This window comes from Streptomyces bugieae (assembly GCF_036352915.1).
In the GTDB taxonomy this organism is placed as follows: Bacteria; Actinomycetota; Actinomycetes; order Streptomycetales; family Streptomycetaceae; genus Streptomyces; species Streptomyces endophytica.
The window spans coordinates 58,097-77,767 of the sequence record NZ_JAZBJP010000014.1; the positions used below are offsets into that span (position 1 = coordinate 58,097).

A 19,671-nucleotide genomic window follows, 5' to 3' on the forward strand; every position below is an offset into this window, starting at 1 on the left:
CTAAAATTGGGACATGGCCATGGGGGAGTTCCCCGATTCGCTCGCCGACGTCCTGGCCGGTGTCCAACGGCTGATCCGGCGCCGCCTGCGGGCCGGCCTCACCGCGCCCCCGTTGCGCGGCGGCGAGGTGGAACTCCTGCGTCTGGTCGTGGCCCGCCCCGGCATCCGCGTCTCGGCCGCCGCGAAGGAGCTCTATCTCGCCGGCAACTCCGTCTCCACCCTCGTCAACCGGCTCAGCCGGACCGGATACCTACGCCGCGAGACCGCGCCGAACGACCGCCGCTCGGCCCTGCTGTTCCCCACCCCGGCCGCCTGCGCACGGCTCCATGACTGGGAAGTCCGCCGCAGCGCCCTCGTCCGCCAACAGGTGGCCCAGCTGTCCGACGCCGACCAGGCCGCCCTGGCCGCGGCCCTCCCGGCACTGCGCAGACTCGCCCACAACCTGCACGAGGAGGCGGAGGGCTGATGACTCCCGACGAGAGCCCCGAGGAGATCTGCGCGGAGACCACCGACGCGACCCTCGGCGGTGCACCACGCACCGGTGCGCCGGGCCCCGCACCCGCCCCGAACGCGTCCGACGCCGTGCTCTGCCGCGGCCTGCGCTACGCCTTCGGCGAGACCCGGGCCGTCGACGGGGTCGACCTCTCCGTACGTGCCGGCGAGGTCTTCGGCCTGCTCGGGCCCAACGGCGCGGGGAAGACCACCGCGATCCGCTGCATCACCACCCTCCTGCCCGTCCCGGCCGGCATGGTGCGGGTATTCGGGCACGACGCGGCCAAGGAGCGGATGGCGGTCCGCCGGCTGCTCGGGTACGTTCCCCAGCAGCTGTCCGCCGACGCCGGCCTGACCGGCCGGGAGAACGTCACACTCTTCGCCCGGGTCTTCGATGTCTCCCGCCGCGAACGCGCCGCACGCGTCGACCAGGCACTGGCGGCGGTCGGTCTCACCGAGGCGGCCGGCCGCCTCGCCAAGACGTACTCGGGCGGCATGATCCGCCGCCTCGAACTCGCCCAGGCACTGGTCAGCGCGCCCCGTCTGCTGATGCTCGACGAGCCGACGATCGGCCTCGACCCGATCGCCCGTACCAGCGTCTGGGACCACATCAACGCGGTGCGGGACGCCACCGGCATGACCGTCCTCGTGACCACCCACTACATGGACGAGGCCGACCAGTACTGCGACCGTGTCGCTCTGATGCACCACGGCCGGATCCGCGCCCTCGGCACACCGGACGACCTCAAGTCCGCCCTCCGCACCCGCCGCCGGGCAGCCCCCGCCCCGGCCACGACGGGCACATCGGCCCACCCGTACCCGGTCTCGACCTCACACCCCCACTTCTCCGCTTCACCGCTCTCCTCCTCCCCGCCCCCCTCAGCGGCCCCGTCGCGCTCGTCCGATGCCGCGCCGACGCTGGAGGACGTCTTCCGGGACGTCGCCGGCAGCGGCCTCGACGAGCAGTCAGGAGACTTCCGCGATGTCCGAAGCACCCGCCGCACCGCCCACCGCGTCGGCTGACGTCCGTCCCGGCCCCGGGCAGCTGGACCTGCTGCTCGCCCCGCCGCGCGCCCGTACCGGATGGCGGGTGCTGCCCGCCCGGGTCCTCGCGATGTGCGTGGTCGAACTGCAGAAGCTGCGGCACGACCGGACCGAGCTGTACACCCGCGCCGTCCAGCCCGCCCTCTGGCTCCTCGTCTTCGGTGAGACCTTCACCCGCATCAAGGCGATCCCCACCGGCGGCACCCCCTACATCGACTATCTCGCGCCCGGCATCATCGCTCAGTCGGCCATGTTCATCGCGATCTTCTACGGCATCATGATCATCTGGGAGCGGGACGCCGGCATCCTCACCAAGCTGCTGGTCACCCCGACCCCACGCGCCGCCCTGATCGCCGGCAAGGCGTTTGCCGCCGGGGTGAAAGCGCTGGTCCAGGCCGTCGTGGTGATCGTCATCGCCGCACTGCTGGGTGTGGCCATGACCTGGAACCCGCTACGGCTCCTCGGTGTGGTCGTGGCGGTGGTGCTCGGCTCGGCCTTCTTCTCGTGCCTGTCGATGACCATCGCCGGCATCGTGCTCACCCGCGACCGCCTGATGGGTATCGGCCAGGCCATCACCATGCCGCTCTTCTTCGCCTCCAATGCGCTGTACCCGGTGGCGATCATGCCTGGCTGGCTCCAGACGGTCAGCAAGATGAATCCGTTGAGCTATCAGGTCGATGCCCTGCGCGGCCTCCTCCTCGGCACCCACGCCCATCTCGCCCTGGACTACGCCGTACTCGTCGCGGCCGCCGTAGCCGGCATCGCCGCTGCCTCCTCCCTCCTGGGCCGCTTGGCCCGCTGACCACCTCGCTGCCATGAGGCCCGCCGGTCATGCGGGCCCGTGTCCCGCTCCGGGCACCCGGGCGTACACCGTGTTCCGCCGGTCATGTGGGCCGACGTCCGGCGCCGGCCCCGGCATCCGTGCGCGCACCGTGTCCCGCCGGTCCTGCCCCGCCGGCTGGCCGCCGCTCATCCGGCCATCGCAGCCCCGTCCGTCGCCGCCCTCTCAGCCGTACGCGCGGCGTCCGCCGCCGTACGCTCGGCCTGCTCCAGCCACTCCAGGTACCAACTCCGGAACGTGGCCGGCGTGCCCTCGCCCGAACCCAGGCGCAGGGGCTGCATGTCGACGCCGTCGCAGCGGGCGTCCGCCCATATCCGGCCCTGCTCAGGCCCGCTCACCACCAACCAACGGCGCTCGGCACACCCGATGTGGCACAGGCATATCGCCCCGACGGTGCGGTCGTCGGACCACATCAGTGTCTCCCACCGGTCCCACCAGGCCTCTTCCGCCTCTTCGTACTCCTCCGCGCTCTGGAAGTCGGCCTCGTCGGGCCGCTCCGCCTCCAACGCGTCGAGCAGCTCGGCATCGGGACCGGCCAGGGGAAACGGCTCGGTCAAACGGGCGGGGGTCGTCAGATTGCCCCCGTCGCCCACCCACTCCCAACCGCCGTCCGCCGCCCTGCGTAGGGAAAAGACGCCGTAGGCCGGGCCCGCCCCGCCCGCGCCCACCTCTCGCAGGAACTCCCGGTACGCATCGGGCAGAGGCACTCCCAACCAGCGCTCAACGTCCGCCAGTTCGTCCGCCGTGAGCGGGTCGGCCAGGGCGAATCCATGGCCGTGGTACCCGAATACCTGCGCCGCACCCGGTGCCGAGCGCAGCCGCAGCACCCGCTCGCGGACCCCCGTCCATGTCTGCTCAGTCATGTTCCCAAGGTACGAGGCACCACTGACAACGCCCGCCGCGCAGCCGACTCGCGGCCGGCACCGCGACGGTGGGCCGGGCCCGCGGCACGTCTCAGAGCCAGTCCCGCCGCTTGAAAATGAAGTACAGACTCACGCACACCACCACCATCAGCCCGATGGCGAAGGGATAACCGAACGACCAGTGCAGCTCCGGCATGTTCTGGAAGTTCATGCCGTAGATCGTCCCGACCAGCGTCGGCGCGAACAGGATCGCCGCCCACGACGAGATCTTCTTGACCTCCTCGTTCTGTTCGAAACCGGCCTCGGCCAGGGCCCGCATCTCGGCGTTCTGCTGCTGGTTCACCAAGGTGGCGTTGACGGTGAGGATGTCCTGGAGCGCCTGCCGGAAGCCGTCCACCCGCTCCGTCGTGTGCAGCACGTGGTCCGCCACGTCACGCAGATAGCGCCGTAGCTCCTCGTCGATCGCGTACTTCTCGAAGCCCGCGGTCAGGCTCTCCAGGATGCCGTTCAGCGGACGGGTCGCGCGCTGGAACTCCACGACCTCCCGGGAGAGTTCGTAAATGCGGCGGGAGACCCGCGGATCGCCGCCGAACACCTCGGTCTCGATTTCGTCGATGTCGGTCTGCACCCCGGCGACGACCGGCTCGTAGCCGTCGACGACCGCGTCCAGGATCGCGTAGAGCACCGCCTCCGGGCCGCGCTTGAGCAGCTCCGGGGCGTCCTCCATGCGGCGGCGCACGGCCGTGAGGTCCGGTGCGCCCCCATGCCGCACGGTGATGACGAAGTCCCGCCCGACGAAGAGGTGCAGCTCGCCGAAGTCGACCTCTTCGGCGTCGTCCAGATAGCGCGCGGCGCGCAGCACGACGAACAGGGTGCCGCCGTAGCGTTCCAGTTTGGGCCGCTGGTGAGCCTCCAGGGCGTCTTCCACGGCAAGCGGATGGAGGTCGAACTCCGAAGCCAGTGTGACCAGTTCGGAGGGGGTGGGGCGGTGCAGCCCGATCCAGGCCAGGGTGTCCGTAGTGGCGCGCTGCTGCCGGAACGCGTCGGCAAGTGTGTCGTGGGTGCTGACGCGATGTCCGTCGCGATACAGGGCGGCGGTGATGACGCTGCTGGCATTCTCGGCGGGTGGCTTCTGCGGGTTGGAACCGTCTGCGTCTTCGGCGGGCGGGGGCCCGGCGGTCCGCTTCTTCGCGGTTTTGCGCAGGCCACGCAGGCCACGCGGCCGACGGCCGGGAGGTTCAGAGCTCACGACAGAACCGACCTCCGTCACAAGAGGGGATGAACGGGCACACAGAATCTCGACGCAGGATATCTGCCGCAGATGTCAACACAGGTCAGGGGCCATGGTGCAGGATGGAACGGGACGTGGCGCGGCGTGTGTCGCGTCCGGCGAGCTTTGTATGTTTATCCCTAGAATTGCGCGATGCAGATACCGCAGACAGTCATTGCTCCTCCGGGTGAGGTGATTCGGTGAACGGCCCCGATGCCACCGACGAACAGTGGGAAGGGCTCGCCGAGGTCGTCCCGCTCCGTGGCAGCAGTGAATGGCCCTCCTGGCCCGACCACCGCGCCCTCCCCGAGGACGAACCGGCCGCGGAGCAGCGGCGGTTCATGGTCATTCGCGTCCAGACCTTCGCGGACGCCCGTGAGGTCGCCGAGTACCTGATGGCGCAGATCCCGGTCCTGCTGGACCTCAGCAGCGCCGACACCGATGTCGCCAAACGCATCCTGGACTTCTCCAGTGGTGTCGTCTTCGGACTCGGCAGCGGTATGCACCGCGTGGACACCAACGTCTTCCTTCTGGCGCCGGTCGGCACCGAGGTCGCAGAGGCGGTGACGGGGGCCATCCCCCGTTCGTAGGAAGGGCGGTCGGGCGGAACGGTTCTCCGGTCGCGCCACTGCATAGCGTCCCCCTATGGATACCGGCAGTGTGCGACCGGCCGTCACCGAGTTACGGCTGTCCGCCTTCAAGACCCATCGCGGCATCAACCTGCCGCTCGGCCCGCTGACCCTGTTGAGCGGCGAGAGCGGAAGCGGCAAATCCAGTGCGCTGCAGGCGTACGAGATCCTCGCCCGCCTGGGAAGCGGGGAGTCCCTGGCCCGGGCAGTACGGGACGTCGCGGGCAGCGCATCGGCGTGCGTGCCGGCGGGGTCGCGCCCCGACGAACAGGGGAGACGGGGCTTCCGCATCGGCTGCACGGTCGACGGGCCGGCCGGCCCCGTCGACCTCGATCTCGCCGTACAGGCCGAGCCCGAACTCCGCATCGTCGGCGAGCGGTTGACCGGCGGCGGCGAAACCCTGCTGACCACCGCCCTCACCGACCCGGCGCGTCCCGCGGTCCAGGCGGCCTGGCACACCGCGGGTGCGGTCCCGGTCACCCGCGCCCCGCTGCCCGACGACCGTCTCGGCACGTCACTGCTGCCGTTGCGCGTCGCCGGTAAGACGGAGGGCCAGCGGCTCGTCCTGGCCGCCGCCGAGCAGGTCGTGGTCGCGCTGCGCTCGGCATTCGTCTGCGATCCCCGGCCGGAGGTCATGCGGGGCGCGAGGGGGGTCACCGCGGCCGGCGCCGTAGGTGCGGGCGGAACGCGGGCCCGGGCCAAGAAGGCAGGCACGGGGAAGGCCGCGGGAAAAGGGGCGGCGACCACGACGACCGCCGGAAGCTGGGGCACGCGGACCCGCAAGGGGAGCGGGGACGGCGGCGAGGCCGGGCGCTGGGGCCGCGACGCCGAGGAAGCGCACGACGAGGGGCGGCTGCGGACCTCCTGCGACAACCTGCCCGCCGTATTGGAGCGGACGAGCAAGGAGTGCACACGGCGGCACGCGGTGCTGGTCGCGGCAGTACGGGAGGCGTGCGCCGGCCCGGTCGACGGACTGCGTGCCGTCCCGAGAAAGCCGGATCGGACGGGGGAGGGGGCGGCCGCCGTTCCTTCGCCGGCGGCGCCGTCGGCACCGGCCGGCGGCGGACGCAGCGCTTCCGGTGCTCAGCGGGCGGTGCAGGAGGCAGCGGCGGAGGAACGGCGGCTGCAGGCCGTGGTCGACCGGGGCAGCCTCGGTGAGATGCCGATCGAGCAGCTCGGCGACGGTGAGCTGCGGTTTGTCGCCCTGGCGCTGGTGCTGCTGACCGGGCCGGGCGTACTGGCCATGGATCCGGCCGGGGAGATCCCCTCGGCACAACAGCAGATGACCGTCATGGCCGACGGAATGGACCGCTGCATGGACCGCAGGCAGGCGCGCGAGCTGGTCTCGCTGGCCGTGCGCATGGCGGAACGCGGGCACGTCCGGCTCCTGGGCACGGTACGGGACCCCTCGGTCGCCGACGGACTGCCCGGCGTACAGGTGCTACACCTAGGAGCATGAGCGAGGATCTTCATGCGCTGCAGCGACGACTGGCCGAATTCGCGGCCGCGCGGGACTGGCAGCAGTACCACACCCCCAAGAACCTGGCCGCGGCGCTGAGCGTCGAGGCCGCGGAACTCGTCGAGATCTTCCAGTGGTTGACCCCGGAGGAATCGGCGAAGGTGATGTCCGATCCGCGGGTGGCCGGCCGGGTCGAGGACGAGGTCGCGGATGTGCTGGCGTATCTGCTGCAGTTCTGCGAGGCGCTGGGGATCGATGCCTTGGCGGCGCTGGCCGCGAAGATCGAACGCAATGAAACGCGCTTCCCGGCGGTCCGGCAGGCCCCGCCGGACCGGCCGCGGGAGGGCGAGGAGTAGCAGGCGGGAGGGGCGGCGGATCCGGGAGCGGGGTCGCCGCCCTGATGCCGAATTTTCCGGTCATTGTCGGTTTTTCTGGTGCCCCGAGTCGATCGTGTGACGGGTGGGGGCGCTGTGGCGCGAGGGGGTCGGGGCGCGCACATATCGGACTCTCGTCACTCTCCGGAGTTATGGATCTATCCACAGCGTCTTGGTTGTCCACAGATTTGCGAATTCCCCTGGCTTTTTTGGCTGTTGACCCTCACTCTGGGTAGTGAAAAGAGTGCGGGGTGCATGCGAAGGAAGAAGGAAGGAGGGGAGAGGATGGACGCGGTGCGGATCATCGCGGCCAGCCGGCGCGGCCTGGCGGAGTCGACCACGGTGCAGGACGTGATCGTCGAGGCGTGGCAGGCGCAGGCCTTGGCGGAAGCGATAGGCAGCCATCTCGCGATATTCGGGCCGTACGAGGTGCGGTCCCGGGCCCAAGGGCTGGGCGATGCGAGCGGGCGGTTCAGCGGGGGACTGCCGTGCTCGACGCCGACCGGAGGCGGACTGCGGGCGGGACAGCTCTCCGAAGTCCGGGATGTCAGGGCCGCCTTGACGGGGCTGTGCCGACTGCTGCGCGAGGTATGCGAAGCACTGGTCGGAGTGGTGCTGCTCGCAGAGGAGGAAGGAACGTACTGGACCTGCGTGGAGGCGATGGACACGCTCGACGAATCGAGAGACCGCGTGACCGGAATACTGGAGAAACTGGAGGTGCGTGACCGGAACCCTGCCTGAGAACAACCGCAGGAGAAGCCCGAGGACGGCAGTAGCTCTGAGGACGGCAGTAGCCCTGACGACAGCGGCAGCAGTCACAGGCAGCGCCGCCACTCCTGCCAAGGGGATGTCCTGCGCACCCTGCGCGCCGGCTACTTCGCCTGCCGCTGATCACCCGACCTGCTGGCCCGAGACCGGCCTGCCGCCGGCCGGCACAGCTACCGACCGGCTCAGCCACCGCTGCCGGCGCACCTGCCACCGCCCAGCGCACTCGCCACTGCCCAGCGCGCCTGGCTGTGCCCAGCACCCCTGCCCCTGACCTCTCGCCCTCGCCCGCCCTCACCAGACTCCGCCGGCCGCCCGTCGCCAGCCGCCAGTCGTCCACCGGCACAGGACTGGCCCGCCGTTCATAGTCCGTCGCCCGTCGCCCGTCGCCCGTCGCTTTCGTGCCCCTTGAAGCCCGCTCATGGGCAGGGCCGCCCCCGACGGGCCTGAATCCGCCGATCATCACCGGCCCTTGCGGTAGCCGAGGTTTGCCCGAGGTGTGTCGATCGACCGTCCCGCCGCGGTCGGGCAGCCGGCGCTGCGGTTCGACTGGCGCTGCCACGGCCTGGGCAAGGCCGCCAAGCTCGCCAAGTGGACCGTGCTCCAGCGATGAATGAGCAGGGTCTGGCCGGGACCGGGCGGGTCCGATCCGACCTGAAGCAAGGCCATGCAACGACGCACTGCCGCGGTTGGTCCGCCGCAGGAAGTGCAGGATGGAGGTATGGACCTACGAATCTTCACCGAGCCCCAGCAGGGGGCTTCCTACGACACGCTCCTGAAGGTCGCCAAGGCCACGGAGGACCTCGGCTTCGACGCGTTCTTCCGTTCCGATCATTACCTGAGCATGGGCAACGTCGACGGGCTGCCCGGTCCGACGGACGCCTGGATCACCCTGGCGGGCCTGGCTCGTGAGACGAAGCGGATCCGGCTCGGCACCCTCATGACGGCGGGCACCTTCCGGTTGCCGGGTGTGCTGGCCATTCAGGTGGCGCAGGTCGACCAGATGTCGGGCGGCCGGGTGGAACTCGGCCTCGGCGCTGGGTGGTTCGAGGAGGAGCACAAGGCGTACGGCATCCCGTTCCCCAAGGAGAAGTTCGCGCGGCTGGAGGAGCAGCTGGCGATCATCACGGGCCTGTGGGCCACCGAGACAGGAAAGGAGTTCACCTACGACGGGACCTACTACCAGCTGGAGAAGTCGCCCGCGCTGCCCAAGCCCGCGCAGGCCAAGGTGCCGGTGCTGATCGGTGGGCACGGTGCGACCCGTACGCCGCGGCTGGCCGCGCAGTACGCCGATGAGTTCAACATTCCCTTCGCCTCGCTCGAAGACAGTGAGCGCCAGTTCGGACGGGTGCGGGCGGCCGCCGAAGCCGCCGGGAGGAAGGGCGATGAGCTGGTGTACTCCAACGCCCTGGTGGCCTGCGTCGGCAAGGACGATGCGGAGGTGGCGCGGCGGGCCGCGGCCATCGGGCGGGATGTGGACGAACTGAAGGCCAACGGCCTCGCGGGCTCCCCCGCGGAGGTCGTCGACAAGATCGGGCGCTATGCCGCCATCGGCACCTCCCGTGTCTACCTGCAGATCCTGGACCTCGATGACCTGGACCACCTGCAGCTGATCTCGGACCAGGTGCAGTCGCAGCTGGGCTGAGTCGGGCAGGAGGGTTGGCGCCGAGTCGAACCGACTGCGTTGCTTCAGCCCGGGCTGGGGTTGTGCGAGGGAGCGGGGCTGCCGGAAAAACTGGTGGGGATCGGGGCGCGGTGCCGTAATACTCGGACGGGTGTTCCTGACGATAACCACCACCGGCAGCGCCGACCGTCCTGCGACCGACCTCGGATTCCTGCTGCACAAGCATCCCGACAAGGCTCAGCAGTTCTCGACGGCGCACGGCACCGCGCATGTCCTGTATCCGGAGGCGGATACCGAACGGTGCACCGCGGCGCTGCTGCTGGAGGTCGACCCCATTGCCCTGGTTCGCCGGAGCCGTGGCAAGGGCCGTGGCGGCGCTCCGGACTCGGCGCTCGGGCAGTACGTGAACGACCGCCCGTATGCGGCCTCCTCGCTGCTGGCGGTGGCGTTGCGGAGCGTCTTCTCCAGCGCGATGAAGGGGCAGTGTGCGGCGCGGCCGGAGCTGGTGGCGCGGGCGATGCCGCTGCGCATCGAGGTACCCGTGCTGCAGGCCCGGGGCGGTGCGGAGCTGGTGCGCAAGCTGTTCCAGCCGCTGGGGTGGCAGGTGCTGGCCGAGGCGGTGCCGCTGGACGAGACGTTCCCGGAGTGGGGTGACTCCCGCTACGTACGGCTCGTACTGGAAGGGGAGTGCACGCTCGCCGAGGCGCTGCGGCATCTGTACGTGCTGCTGCCGGTGCTGGACGACGCCAAGCACTACTGGGTCGCGCCCGATGAGGTCGACAAGCTCCTGCGGGCCGGTGAGGGCTGGCTGGAGGAGCACCCGGAGCAACGGGTGATCGTCGGCCGCTACCTCGCGCGGCGCTGGGCGCTGACCCGGGAGGCCATGGCGCGGCTGGAGTTGGAGCGGCTGGCCGAGTCCGACGACGTGGCCGCCGAGGAGATCGACAACGCGGTGGACGAGGAGGCGGACACCGAGGAACGGCCGGTGCCGCTCGCCGTACAGCGGAGGGAGGCGATTCTCGCGGTGCTGCGGTCGGCCGGGGTGGCGCGGGTGCTCGATCTCGGTTGTGGACAGGGCCAGTTGGTCGGTGCGCTGCTCAAGGACCCGCAGTTCACCGAGATCGTCGGTGTGGACGTGTCGATGCGTGCACTGCATGAGGCGCGGCGCCGGCTGCGGCTGGACCGGATGTCCGAGCGGCAGGCGGCGCGCGTACGGCTCGTACAGGGGTCGCTGGCGTACACCGACGCGCGGCTGAAGGGGTATGACGCGGCGGTGCTGAGCGAGGTCGTCGAGCACGTCGACCCGGAGCGGTTGCCGGCGCTGGAGTACGCGGTGTTCGGGGCGGCCCGGCCGAGGACGGTCGTGGTGACGACGCCGAACGTCGAGTACAACGTGCGCTGGGAGTCGCTGCCGGCCGGGCACGTACGGCATGCGGACCACCGCTTCGAGTGGACCCGGGAGGAGTTCCGGGGCTGGGCGCGGGAGGTGGCCGCGCGGCACGGCTACGAGGTGGACTTCGGCCCGGTGGGGCCGGACGACCCCGAGGTCGGGCCGCCGACCCAGCTCGCCCATTTCCGCAGGGCGGAGGAGGCCGGCGGCGGGAAGGGCGCAGGCCGAGCCGTGGGCCGGGGCGAGAGTGCCGCCGGAACCGGAACCGGAACCGGAGCTGGAACGGGAACCGGTGGCGGTGCCCGTGCCAGTGCCAGCCACGGTGCCAGTACCCGTGCCAGTCACGGTGCCAGTACCCGTGCCAGTCGCGGTGCAAGTGCCCGTATCGGTGACGGCGTCAGTGGCCGTACCGGTGACGGTGATGGTGTCGGCTCCGGTACCGGCTCCGGTGCCGGTGGACGTGAAGACGGAAGCAGTTCTGTGAGTGGGGAGGAGGTTGCGGTATGACGGGCGTCGACCGTGTGGAAGCAGCGGTGGAAGTGGAAGACGAGGGGCGCGTGGGGCGGCGGGCGCTCGAGGTACCGGACCTGTCACTGGTGGTGCTGATCGGAGCGACGGGGTCCGGTAAGTCGACCTTCGCGGCCCGGCACTTCAAGGCGACGGAGGTCATCTCCTCCGACTTCTGCCGCGGGCTGGTCAGCGATGACGAGAACGACCAGAGCGCGAGCGGCGATGCGTTCGACGTGCTGCACTTCATCGTCGGGAAGCGGCTGGCGGCCGGGCGGCTGACGGTCGTCGACGCCACCAACGTGCAGTCCGAAGCGCGCACCCAACTGGTGAAACTGGCGCGGGAGCATGACGTCCTTCCGGTGGCGATCGTGCTGGACGTGCCCGAGCAGGTGTGTGCCGAGCGCAACGCGACGCGTGCCGACCGGGCCGGGCTGCCGCGCCGCGTCATCCAGCGCCACCAGCGCGAACTCCGCCGTTCCCTGCGCCACTTGGAGCGTGAGGGATTCCGCAAGGTGCACCACCTCAGAGGCCAGACGGAGGCTGATGCCGCCGAGGTCGTCAGGGAGCGCAGGTTCAACGACCTGCGGCACCTCACAGGGCCGTTCGACATCATCGGTGACATCCACGGCTGCCGTTCCGAGCTGGAGTCGCTGCTCGGCCGGCTGGGGTACGTCCCGGTGCGCGACGGGCTCGGCAGGGCCGTGGACGCGGCGCACCCCGAGGGCCGTACCGCCGTGTTCGTCGGGGACCTCGTCGACCGTGGACCGGACAGCCCCGGGGTGCTGCGGCTGGTGATGGGCATGGTGGCGGCGGGGCACGCGCTCTGCGTACCGGGCAACCACGAGAACAAGCTCGGCCGCTACCTCAAGGGCCGCAAGGTCCAGCACACCCACGGCCTCGCCGAGACCATCGAACAGCTGGAGAAGGAGGACGCCGCCTTCCGGGACGAGGTGGGGGCGTTCCTGCACGGACTGGTCAGCCACTACGTACTCGACGGAGGCGGACTGGTGGTGTGCCACGCCGGGCTGCCGGAGAAGTACCACGGCCGGACGTCCGGCCGGGTGCGGTCCTTCGCGCTGTACGGCGACACGACCGGCGAGACCGACGAGTTCGGCCTGCCGGTGCGCTACCCGTGGGCCGAGGACTACCGCGGCCGCGCCGCCGTCGTCTACGGACACACGCCCACCCCGCGCGCCACCTGGCTGAACAACACCATCTGCCTGGACACGGGCTGCGTCTTCGGCGGCCGGATGACCGCGCTGCGCTGGCCGGAGCGGGAGCTGGTGGACGTACCGGCCGAACGCGTCTGGTACGAGCCGACGAAGCCGCTCGCCACCGAGGCGCCGGGCGGTGCGGACGGCCGTCCGCTCGATCTGGACGACGTGGCCGGCCGCCGGATCGTGGAGACCCGCACCATGGGCCGGCTCGCCGTGAAGGAGGAGAACGCGGCGGCCGCGCTGGAGGTCATGAGCCGCTTCGCGGTCGACCCGCGGCTGCTGCCGTACCTCCCGCCGACGATGGCGCCCTGCGCGACGTCGCAGGAGGACGGCTACCTGGAGCACCCGGCAGAGGCCTTCGCCGGGTACCGCGCGGACGGCGTACGGGAAGTGGTGTGCGAGGAGAAGCACATGGGGTCCCGCGCGGTGGCGCTGGTGTGCCGGGACGAGACGGTGGCCGCGGAGCGCTTCGGGGTGCCCGAAGGGGTCCCGGGTGCGCTCTACACCCGTACGGGACGGCCGTTCTTCGACGACGCGGAGGCGACCGGGACCCTGTTGCGGCGGGTCGCTGCGTGCGTCGCGGAGGCCGGTCTCTGGGAGGAACTGGAGACCGACTGGCTGCTGCTGGATGCCGAGCTGATGCCGTGGTCGCTCAAGGCGACCGGGCTGCTGCGCAAGCAGTACGCGGCGGTGGGCGCGGCGTCCGGGGCGGCCTTCCCGGGCGTGCTCGGCGCGCTGGAGGCCGCGGCCGGCCGCGGCGTCGAGGTGGGACCGCTGCTCCAGCGGCAGCGGGACCGGGCGGCGGACGCCGCGGCGTTCACGGCGGCGTACCGGCGCTACTGCTGGCGCGTCGGCGAGCGGGCGACGCCGGACGGGCCGGTCCCATTGGTCCCGTCGGGCCCGTCGGGCCCATCGGTCTCGTCGGGCCCGGTGGTTCCGGTCAAGGCGGTGGAGGCAGTGGACGGGGGCGCCCTCGCGGTTGCGGGCGCGCGTGCGGTGCCGGGTAGCGGTCCGGAGTCGGGTAGTGGTCCGGTGCCGGAGGGGCTCGGTCCGGTGCCGGACGGGCTCGGGGCGCTGGAGGGAGTGCGGCTGGCGCCGTTCCAGATCCTCGCCGTACAGGGGCGCAGCCTTGCCGGGCTGGCCCATACGGAGCAACTGGCGCTGATCGACCGGATCGTGGCGGCGGAGAGCGCGGTGTCCGGCCAGGAGGACGGGGCGTCCGGAGGCGGACGTGCCGCCGGCGGGGCCGGGCTGCTGGCCACGACCCGGCGGATCATCGTCGACACCGAGGACGAGGCGTCGGTCGCGGCCGGCATCCGGTGGTGGCTGGAGCTGACCGCGGACGGCGGTGAGGGGATGGTCGTCAAACCGGTGCAGGCGCTGATACGGCAGCCGGACGGACGGCTCGTCCAGCCGGGCGTCAAGTGCCGCGGCCGCGAGTACCTGCGCATCATCTACGGGCCGGAGTACACCCGCCCGGAGAACCTCAAGCGGCTGCGCATACGCCACCTGGGCCACAAGCGTTCGCTGGCGCTGCGGGAATACGCGCTGGGGCTGGAGGCGTTGGACCGGCTGGCGGAGGGCGAGCCGCTGTGGCGGGTGCACGAGGCGGTGTTCGGCGTGCTCGCGCTGGAGTCGGAGCCGGTGGACCCGCGGCTGTAGGGGCGGCGGTCCACTGACCGGGGCGGCGGCCCACTGACCGGGGCGGCGGCCCGCTGACCAGGGTGGCGCGTCGCCCGTCCTGCCCTCGGTGGCGCTCGCTCGACGGGCCGGCGTCGGCGGGAGCGTTCGCCAGGCCGTGGGCGGCGCCCCCGTCGTCAGGCCGGCCTGGTCACGCCCGCCGTCAGGCCGGCTTCGTCACGCCCGCCGTCAGGCCGGCCTCGTCACGCTCGTCGTCGGGCTGGCTTCGTTACGCCTGCCGTCAGGCTGGCCTGGTCACGCCCGCCGTCAGTCCGGCCTCCTCACGCCCGCCGCGCGGTAGGACCGTCGGTAGTCGTTCGGCGGTACGCCTACCGTGCGGGTGAAGTGGCGGCGGAGGTTGGCGGCGCTGCCCAGGCCGGACAGTTCGGCCACCCGGTCGACGGGCAGGTCGGTGCGTTCGAGCAACTCGCGGGCCCGGCCAATGCGTTGGGTCTGGAGCCACTGCATGGGCGTGGTGCCGGTGGCCGCGTGGAAGCGGCGGACGAGGGTGCGCGGGCTGGTGTTGGCGCGGCGGGCGAGGTCGGCGACGGTCAGCGGTCGGCGCAGCCGTTCGGTGGCCCAGTGCAGCAGCGGCGCGAGCGAGTCGTCGCGGCGCTCGGGCAGGGGGGTCTCGATGTACTGCGCCTGCCCACCGGGGCGGTGGGCCGGGGCGACCAGCTGGCGGGCCAGCGAGTTGGCCGTCTCGGTGCCGAAGTCCTCCCGTACGAGGTGCAGGCAGACGTCGATGGCCGCGGTCGACCCGGCGCCCGTCAGCACATCGCCGTGGTCGACGTAGAGGACCGAGGAGTCGACGGTCACGGCCGGATAGCGCTCGGCGAGCAGCGCCGCGTACATCCAGTGCGTGGCGGCCGTGCGGCCGTCCAGGAGCCCGGTGGCGGCGAGGGTGAAGGCGCCGGAGCAGAGGGAGACCAGCCGCGCGCCGCGGCGGTGTGCCTCGCGCAGTGCCGCGACGAGTTCGTCCGGCGGATCGCCGTGCACATCCGCCGAGCCCGGTACGAGGACGGTGTCGGCGGTCACCAACTCCTCGATCCCGTAAGGGGTCCGGGCGTGGAACCAGGGGCCGGTGCGGGGCCCGGCGCCGTCCGTGCCGATCGCGCACACCCGCAGGTCGTACCAGCCCGGAGGGGTCTGGATGCGGTCGAAGCCGAAGATGTGGCAGGGGATGGCGAGTTCGAAGAACGGGATGCCGTCGGTGACGGCGACGGCGATGGAAGGCATGGGCCGAGTATGACAAGGGAGGTGGCAGGAATGTAGCGGGTGTTGTCAGGGCTGCCACTCGTGACGATGGGCGCGGCGTTCGATGCTGAGCGGCATGACCAGTTGTGTTTCGAAAAGCCGTGGGACGCGTACGCCCGCGGAGGACCCGGCGGAAGGGGCTGCGGGCGCCCCGGCGGGCGTCGCGGGCCGAGCCCAGGTGCCCGCCGACCCCCGCCGCTGGCTGGTGCTGGCGATCGCGTCCGCGGCCCAGTTCCTCGCCGTGCTCGATCTGATCGCCGTCACCATCGCCTTCCCGGCGATCGGCCGGGACTTCGCGCCCGCGTCCGCCTCCGCGCTGTCGTGGGTGCTCAACGGCTACACCGTCGTCCTGGCCGCGCTGCTCGTACCGGCGGGCCGGATCGCCGACGAGGCGGGGCGGCGGCGCTGCTTCCTGATCGGCATGGTGCTGTTCGGTCTGGCCTCGGCGGCGTGCGGTGCGGCGCCCACGCTGGGGCTGCTGGTCGCGGCCCGCGTGGTGCAGGGCGTGGCGGCGGCGGTGCTGATCCCCACCTCGCTCTCCCTCGCGCTGCCCGTCTTCCCGCCGCACGAGCGGGCGACCGCGGTCGGCGCGTGGACGGCGGTCAGCGCGGTCGCGGCGAGTTCCGGGCCGGTGATCGGCGGACTGCTGGCGGCCTCCGACTGGCGGCTGGTCTTCCTGATCAACGTGCCGGTCGTGGTCCTCGCGGTCGCGGCGGGAGTGCGGTTGCTGCCGCGCTCCGTGGGCGGTCGTGTGGTCCGGCAGCGGTGGGACCTGCCGGGTGCGGCGCTGGTGCTGGTGTGCATCGGGGCGCTGGTGACCGCGTGCGTACAGGCCCCCGAGTGGGGCTACACCGCGCCGGCCACCCTGGTCGTTCTCGGCGTCGGCGTGGCGGCCGGTGCCCTGGGCGTACGGCATGCGCGGCGTGCCGCGGAACCCGTCGTGGACCCGGCCCTGTTCCGGACGCCCGGTTTCGGGGCGGCCACCCTGGGGCTGCTCAGTTATTTCGTCGCGTACTCCGTGATGATGCTGGGCGCGACGCTGCTGTTCACCGACGTCTGGCACTACTCGGTCCGGACGGCCGGGCTGGCGCTGGCCCCCTGGCCGCTCACGGTGCTGGTGGTCTCCGCGCTCTCGGGCCGGATCGTCCGGGCGGTCGGCGAACGCGCCGCCGGCGTCATCGGGTCGCTCTGCTTCGTCGCGGCCGCGTCGTGGTGGCTCGGGTACGCGGACGACGGCGGCGCGGGCACGCACTACGCGGTGCGCTTCCTGCCGGGTCTGGTCCTCGCGGGAATCGGCACCGGCCTGTACCAGCCGGTGATGTTCGCGGCCGCGGGGCTGCTGCCCGCGCGGAGGCTGTCCGTGGGGTCCGGGGTGCTGATGGTTTCCCGGCAGGTGGGTACCGCGCTCGGGGTGGCCGTACTGATCGCCGTGATGGGAGGGCAGGGCCAAGGCCGGCACCAGGGGCAAGGGCACGGTCAACAGGGGCCGGAAATGGGCGCGTTGAGGACCGGCTGGATTGTCGCGGCGGTGACGGGTGCGGTCGCCGTGGGGGCGGCGATCACGCTACGGCCGGGCGGCGACGGCGCCACCCGTGGCCAGGCCACCCGCCCGGCCAACCGCCGTCGGGACCGTACCGCCGCCGCCGGACAGCGTCGACCACCCGCCCCCTAGGCAGGCGTCGCCCGGCCCCGCCCCGCACCTTCCGCCCACCCACACCGGCGAGTCGCCCGACCCGGCCATCACCGGGATCGGCCACCACCGGCCCCCAGCCGCCCCGGGCCCGGCCGCCCCCGTCGGCCGAACCGTGCACCCCACATCGCCCGACTCCCTCCCCCCGGCCCACCGAGCGGCCAAGATGGGGAGATGGGATTCCAAGTCGACTCCGAGGCCGGGCGGCTGCGCCGGGTCATCCTGCATCGTCCCGATCTGGAGCTGAAGCGGCTCACCCCCTCCAACAAGGACGCCTTGCTCTTCGACGACGTGCTGTGGGTGCGCCGGGCGCGGGCCGAACACGACGGTTTCGCGGACGTACTGCGCGACCGTGGCGTGGAAGTGCACCTCTTCGGGGATCTGCTGGCCGAGAGCCTGCAGATCCCCGCGGCCCGCGAGCTGGTCCTGGACCGGGTCTTCGACGAGAAGCTGTACGGACCGCTGGCCACCGACCATCTGCGCGCCGCCTTCGACGAACTGCCGGTGCCGGAACTCGTCGAGGCGCTGGTCGGCGGGATGACCAAGCGCGAGTTCCTGGAGCAGCACCCCGAACCGACCTCGGTCCGCTTCCACGTGATGGATCTGGACGACTTCCTGCTGGGTCCGCTGCCCAATCACCTCTTCACGCGCGACACCTCCGCCTGGATCTACGACGGGGTGTCGATCAACTCGATGCGCTGGCCGGCCCGGCAGCGCGAGACCGTCCACTACGAGGCGATCTACCGCTACCACCCGCTCTTCCGCGGCGAGGACTTCCACGTCTGGTCGGAGGGGCAGGCGGACTACCCGTCGACGATCGAGGGCGGCGACGTCCTGGTCATGGGCAGCGGTGCGGTGCTGATCGGGATGAGCGAGCGGACCACTCCCCAGGCCGTCGAACTGCTGGCGCGCGGGCTGTTCGCGGCCGGTTCGGCGCGCACGATCGTGGCGCTGGACATGCCCAAACGGCGGGCGTTCATGCACCTGGACACCGTCATGACCATGATCGACGGGGACACCTTCACCCAGTACGAGGGCCTTGGCATGCTCCGCTCGTACACCATCGAGCCCGGCTCGGGCGAGACGGACCTCAAGGTCACCGACCACCCGCCGGAGCACATGCACCGCGCCATAGCGGCCTCGCTGGGGCTGTCCGACATCCGGGTGCTGACCGCGACCCAGGACGTGCACTCCGCGGAGCGCGAGCAGTGGGACGACGGCTGCAACGTGCTCGCCGTGGAGCCCGGCGTGGTGGTGGCCTACGAGCGGAACGTCACCACGAACACGTTCCTGCGCAAGCGCGGCATTGAGGTGATCACGATTCCGGGGAGCGAGCTGGGGCGCGGGCGGGGCGGTCCGCGCTGTATGAGCTGTCCGGTGGCGAGGGACGCGGTGCCCGGGGCAGGCTGAGGCGTGCGGCGGCGGTGGGCGGGGTGCACAGGGCGTGCCGCCGCACGGAGACCGGTCGTCGTATATAGATACGGCACGTCGTATACACTTCCAACCCCGTCCCCGACCGCCGCGAAACAGGAGCCGACCGATGGCGATAGACCTCACGGGCCGCCACTTCCTCAAGGAGCTGGACTTCAGCGCCGAGGAGTTCCGCCGACTGATCGACCTCGCGGCCGAGCTGAAAGCGGCGAAGCGTGCCGGTACCGAGGTTCCCCGCCTCCGCGGCAAGAACATCGCCCTGATCTTCGAGAAGACCTCCACCAGGACCCGCTGTTCCTTCGAGGTCGCGGCCGCGGACCAGGGGGCCTCGACCACCTACCTCGACCCGTCCGGCTCGCAGATCGGGCACAAGGAGTCGGTCAAGGACACCGCGCGGGTGCTGGGCCGGATGTTCGACGGCATCGAGTTCCGCGGCAGCCGCCAGTCCGACGTCGAGGAGCTGGCCGCCCACGCCGGCGTACCCGTCTTCAACGGGCTGACCGACGACTGGCACCCGACCCAGATGCTCGCTGACGTCCTGACCATGGTGGAACACGGCCACGGCCGCCCCCTGGAGGAGACCGCCTTCGCCTACCTCGGCGACGCCCGCAACAACATGGGCAACTCCTACCTCGTCACCGGTGCCCTGCTCGGCATGGACGTACGGATCGTCGCGCCCAAGGAGCTGTGGCCCGAGGAGACGGTGATCGCCCGGGCGTACGAGCTGGCCGACGCCAGCGGGGCCCGGATCGCCCTCACCGAGGACGTCGCCGAGGGCGTGCGCGGTGCGGACTTCGTCGCCACCGACGTCTGGGTGTCCATGGGCGAGCCCAAGGAGGTGTGGGACGAGCGGATCGCGCTGCTGGCCCCGTACGCGGTCACGATGGACGTGCTGCGCGCCACCGGCAAGCCCGACGTGAAGTTCCTGCACTGCCTGCCCGCGTACCACGACCTGGGCACGGCGGTCGGCCGGGACATCCACGCGCGGTACGGCCTCGATTCGCTGGAGGTCACCGACGAGGTCTTCGAGTCCGCGCACTCGGTCGTCTTCGACGAGGCGGAGAACCGGATGCACACCATCAAGGCGGTACTGGTCGCGACGCTCGCCGGCTAGCGGCGGCGGGCTGCACCTCTC

The 19,671-nt window shown here is 71.5% G+C and carries 16 protein-coding genes; 13 read left to right on the top strand and 3 right to left on the bottom strand.

All coding sequences use genetic code 11. The features are described from left to right. The first annotated feature begins 13 nt into the window (after positions 1 to 13). Genes V2J85_RS21910 through V2J85_RS21920 form a run of 3 tightly spaced genes read left to right on the top strand, consistent with a single transcriptional unit; the run spans position 14 to position 2,338 of the window. Positions 14 to 466, top strand: a complete 453-nt coding sequence (locus tag V2J85_RS21910; protein WP_261955198.1) for a MarR family winged helix-turn-helix transcriptional regulator — start codon at positions 14 to 16, stop codon at positions 464 to 466. Beyond that, the gene (locus V2J85_RS21915) at positions 466 to 1,515 is read left to right on the top strand and encodes an ATP-binding cassette domain-containing protein (RefSeq protein WP_261955197.1); all 1,050 of its coding nucleotides are present in this window, start codon (positions 466 to 468) and stop codon (positions 1,513 to 1,515) included. The genes V2J85_RS21910 and V2J85_RS21915 overlap by 1 nt, the downstream gene beginning before the upstream one ends. Beyond that, the gene (locus V2J85_RS21920) at positions 1,475 to 2,338 is read left to right on the top strand and encodes an ABC transporter permease (protein WP_261955196.1); all 864 of its coding nucleotides are present in this window, start codon (positions 1,475 to 1,477) and stop codon (positions 2,336 to 2,338) included. The genes V2J85_RS21915 and V2J85_RS21920 overlap by 41 nt, the downstream gene beginning before the upstream one ends. 167 nt (positions 2,339 to 2,505) lie before the next feature. Here the strand turns inward: V2J85_RS21920 and V2J85_RS21925 are convergent, their stop codons facing one another. After that, positions 2,506 to 3,240 (bottom strand): SMI1/KNR4 family protein, encoded by a 735-nt coding sequence (locus V2J85_RS21925; protein ID WP_261955195.1) that lies wholly within the window; start codon positions 3,238 to 3,240, stop codon positions 2,506 to 2,508. A 91-nt stretch (positions 3,241 to 3,331) separates the two neighbouring features. Further along, a complete protein-coding gene (corA, locus tag V2J85_RS21930; protein WP_261955194.1) occupies positions 3,332 to 4,489 on the bottom strand; it encodes a magnesium/cobalt transporter CorA in 1,158 nt (385 codons plus the stop codon). A gap of 221 nt (positions 4,490 to 4,710) precedes the next feature. On the opposite strand from corA, the gene V2J85_RS21935 reads away from it, so the two are divergent. The 7 genes from V2J85_RS21935 (at position 4,711) to V2J85_RS21965 (ending at position 14,140) form a co-directional block, all read left to right on the top strand. After that, on the top strand, positions 4,711 to 5,100 hold the full coding sequence (locus V2J85_RS21935) for a cell division protein SepF (protein ID WP_261955193.1): 390 nt from the start codon (positions 4,711 to 4,713) through the stop codon (positions 5,098 to 5,100). A gap of 55 nt (positions 5,101 to 5,155) precedes the next feature. Then, positions 5,156 to 6,598, top strand: a complete 1,443-nt coding sequence (locus V2J85_RS21940; protein WP_261955192.1) for an AAA family ATPase — start codon at positions 5,156 to 5,158, stop codon at positions 6,596 to 6,598. Then, positions 6,595 to 6,954: a nucleotide pyrophosphohydrolase gene (locus V2J85_RS21945; protein WP_261955191.1), complete on the top strand. Its 360-nt coding sequence runs from the start codon at positions 6,595 to 6,597 to the stop codon at positions 6,952 to 6,954. The genes V2J85_RS21940 and V2J85_RS21945 overlap by 4 nt, the downstream gene beginning before the upstream one ends. A 303-nt stretch (positions 6,955 to 7,257) precedes the next feature. Next, positions 7,258 to 7,713 (top strand): DUF6099 family protein, encoded by a 456-nt coding sequence (locus V2J85_RS21950; RefSeq protein WP_261955190.1) that lies wholly within the window; start codon positions 7,258 to 7,260, stop codon positions 7,711 to 7,713. A gap of 745 nt (positions 7,714 to 8,458) precedes the next feature. Further along, positions 8,459 to 9,382, top strand: coding sequence for an LLM class F420-dependent oxidoreductase (locus tag V2J85_RS21955; protein ID WP_261955189.1), 924 nt, complete (start codon positions 8,459 to 8,461; stop codon positions 9,380 to 9,382). Positions 9,383 to 9,512: 130 nt separating this feature from the next. Continuing rightward, on the top strand, positions 9,513 to 11,258 hold the full coding sequence (locus V2J85_RS21960) for a 3' terminal RNA ribose 2'-O-methyltransferase Hen1 (RefSeq protein ID WP_330822512.1): 1,746 nt from the start codon (positions 9,513 to 9,515) through the stop codon (positions 11,256 to 11,258). Further along, on the top strand, positions 11,255 to 14,140 hold the full coding sequence (locus V2J85_RS21965) for a polynucleotide kinase-phosphatase (protein WP_330822513.1): 2,886 nt from the start codon (positions 11,255 to 11,257) through the stop codon (positions 14,138 to 14,140). The genes V2J85_RS21960 and V2J85_RS21965 overlap by 4 nt, the downstream gene beginning before the upstream one ends. Positions 14,141 to 14,425: 285 nt before the next feature. Here the strand turns inward: V2J85_RS21965 and V2J85_RS21970 are convergent, their stop codons facing one another. Beyond that, positions 14,426 to 15,397, bottom strand: a complete 972-nt coding sequence (locus tag V2J85_RS21970) for a helix-turn-helix domain-containing protein (RefSeq protein ID WP_330822514.1) — start codon at positions 15,395 to 15,397, stop codon at positions 14,426 to 14,428. Positions 15,398 to 15,491: 94 nt separating this feature from the next. Between V2J85_RS21970 and V2J85_RS21975 the strand changes: the two genes are divergently transcribed. The 3 genes from V2J85_RS21975 (at position 15,492) to argF (ending at position 19,650) form a co-directional block, all read left to right on the top strand. Then, positions 15,492 to 17,087, top strand: a complete 1,596-nt coding sequence (locus V2J85_RS21975; protein ID WP_330822515.1) for an MFS transporter — start codon at positions 15,492 to 15,494, stop codon at positions 17,085 to 17,087. 192 nt (positions 17,088 to 17,279) lie between these two features. Continuing rightward, on the top strand, positions 17,280 to 18,515 hold the full coding sequence (locus V2J85_RS21980; protein ID WP_261955184.1) for an arginine deiminase: 1,236 nt from the start codon (positions 17,280 to 17,282) through the stop codon (positions 18,513 to 18,515). 130 nt (positions 18,516 to 18,645) lie between these two features. Further along, positions 18,646 to 19,650 (top strand): ornithine carbamoyltransferase, encoded by a 1,005-nt coding sequence (gene argF / locus V2J85_RS21985; RefSeq protein ID WP_261955183.1) that lies wholly within the window; start codon positions 18,646 to 18,648, stop codon positions 19,648 to 19,650. Positions 19,651 to 19,671 lie beyond the last annotated feature (21 nt).